Annotated in this window: 3 protein-coding genes; all 3 read left to right on the plus strand. The window is 74.2% G+C overall.

Annotation, left to right across the window (positions count from 1 at the left end; translation table 11 throughout):
* Window positions 1-181 precede the first annotated feature (181 nt).
* Window positions 182-406 (plus strand): DUF3107 domain-containing protein, encoded by a 225-nt coding sequence (locus tag ABEB16_RS11035; RefSeq protein WP_345712303.1) that lies wholly within the window; start codon window positions 182-184, stop codon window positions 404-406.
* Window positions 407-545: 139 nt separating this feature from the next.
* Window positions 546-815, plus strand: a complete 270-nt coding sequence (locus tag ABEB16_RS11040; protein WP_345712304.1) for a GlsB/YeaQ/YmgE family stress response membrane protein — start codon at window positions 546-548, stop codon at window positions 813-815.
* Between the two features lie 233 nt (window positions 816-1,048).
* Window positions 1,049-2,475: DEAD/DEAH box helicase (locus ABEB16_RS11045; RefSeq protein ID WP_345712305.1), on the plus strand; the 1,427-nt coding region annotated here is incomplete at its 3' end.

The following is a 2,475-nucleotide window of genomic DNA, read 5'->3' on the forward strand; positions in this document are numbered from 1 at the left end:
GCAGCGGGCGGCGCGGCGGTGCGCGGCGTCCGCTGGGGGTGAACCGCCCGGACCTGCGCGGCGACCTCGGACTAACCTCGATCGCAGCTCGGGTCCGCGGCCCTCGCGGGGAACGGGCCGGATCGCAGCACGGTGCGGTGCCCGACGGCGCCGGCACCGCCCGACGTCAGGGAGGACCGCGGTGGAAGTTCGGATCGGCGTGCAGGACGTGGCGCGGGAGCTGGTGCTCGAGTCGGAGCAGTCGCCCGACGAGATCTCCGCGGCGGTGACGGCCGCCCTCGCCGAGGGCGGCACGCTCCGCCTGCGCGACGTCAAGGGACGCGAGGTGATCGTGCCGGGCAGCGTGATCGGTTACGTCGACATCGGCGCCGCCGAGGTGCGGCACGTGGGGTTCACGATCGCCTGACGACGCCGACGGCCCGCCACACGAGGATGGCGCACTAGCAGACTTCCTCGTGTGGCGGAAGGCCTTGACCGGTGCGACGCTTCACGTGATCTGCACGACAGTCGGCCACCCCGGCCGGTCAGAGAGCACGGAGGCACACGTGGGCATCAACGGCATCATCTCGGCGATCGTCGTCGGTCTCGTCATCGGCGCCCTGGGCCGCCTCGTCGTCCCCGGCAAGCAGGCCATGGGCTGGGTCGCGACGATCCTCGTGGGTCTCGTGGCGGCCTTCATCGGGGCGTGGATCGGGAACGCGATCAACGCCGGGACCATCATCACGCTCGTCATCCAGGTCGTGCTGGCGGCGGCGGGCGTCGCGGCCGTCGCCGGGGGCACGCGCGGGCGCAACCGCAGCCTCACCCACCACTGACACGACCGCTCCGGCGGGCCGCGGCCCCCGCACCCCACCCGGGGTGCGGGGGCCGCGGTGCGCTCGGGGCGGCCTCCGGGCCCCGCACGGCTACCATGGGTGCGTTCAGGGTTGCCCGGTCGCCAGTCACGATCGGCTGCCGACCGCCGCGACGCGGCCCTCCCTCCTGAGCCGGGGACCCGGCGGGTCCTGCACACGGGGCGGGGCAGCCGCCGCTCCCCGTACGGAGACGCATGACAGAGACCACGAGCGCCGAACCGACGAGCGCCGAGCAGACGAGCACGGACGAGCGGGCCGCGGCCCGTGTCCACCCCCCGCACCCGGAGACCTTCGGCGAGCACGGCGTGCTCGCCGAGATCGCCGAGGCCCTGGCCGGGGCGGGCATCGTCAAGCCCTTCCCCATCCAGGCCATGACCCTGCCCGTGGCGCTGTCCGGGCACGACATCATCGGCCAGGCCAAGACCGGCACCGGCAAGACCCTCGGCTTCGGGGTGCCGCTGCTGCAGCGCACGGCCGTCCCCGGCGAGGCCGCGTACGACGCGCTGCCGGACCCGGGCAAACCGCAGGCCCTGGTGGTCGTGCCGACGCGCGAGCTGGCCGTGCAGGTCGCCCACGACCTCACCACCGCCAGCCGCATCCGCAGGACCCGCGTGCTGACCGTCTACGGCGGTCGCGCGTACGAGCCGCAGATCGAGGCGCTGCGCAAGGGCGTCGACGTCGTCGTCGGCACCCCCGGGCGCCTGCTGGACCTGGCCCAGCAGAAGCACCTGGACCTGTCCCGGGTCACGTGCGTGGTGCTCGACGAGGCCGACGAGATGCTCGACCTCGGCTTCCTGCCCGACGTGGAGAAGCTGCTGGCGCAGACGTCGCCGGCGCGCCAGACGATGCTGTTCTCCGCCACGATGCCCGGCGCCGTGGTGTCGCTGGCCCGCACGTACATGACGCACCCGGTCCACATCCGGGCGGTGGACCCCACCGACGACGGCGCCACCGTCGCGGCCATCACGCAGTTCGTGTACCGCACGCACGCCATGGACAAGGTCGAGGTGCTCGCGCGGCTGCTGCAGGCGGAGGGCCGGGGGCTGACCATCGTGTTCAGCCGCACCAAGCGCACCGCCGCCAACGTCGCCGAGCAGCTGGAGGAGCGGGGCTTCGCCGCCGCGTCCCTGCACGGCGACCTCGGCCAGGGCGCCCGCGAGCAGGCGCTGCGCGCGTTCCGCAACGGCAAGGTCGACGTGCTCGTGGCGACCGACGTCGCGGCGCGCGGCATCGACGTCGAGGACGTCACGCACGTCGTCAACTACCAGTGCCCCGAGGACGAGAAGACCTACCTGCACCGGATCGGCCGCACCGGTCGCGCGGGCAACACCGGCACCGCCGTGACGTTCGTCGACTGGGACGACCTGCCCCGCTGGGCGCTCATCGACAAGGCGCTGGACCTCGGGTTCGGCGAGCCGCTGGAGACGTACTCGACGTCGCCGCACCTGTTCGAGGACCTGAACATCCCCACCGGCACCGCGGGGCGGCTGCCCCGCACGCAGCGCACCCGCGCGGGTCTGGCGGCGGAGGAGGTCGAGGACCTCGGGGAGGTCGGTCGCGGTGCCCGCGGCGGGCGCCGTCCCGCCGGGTCCGGTGGCGGGCGCGGCGGTTCCGCGCGCGG

It is taken from the genome of Kineococcus glutinatus (genome assembly GCF_039542765.1).
Lineage (GTDB): Bacteria > Actinomycetota > Actinomycetes > Actinomycetales > Kineococcaceae > Kineococcus_A > Kineococcus_A glutinatus.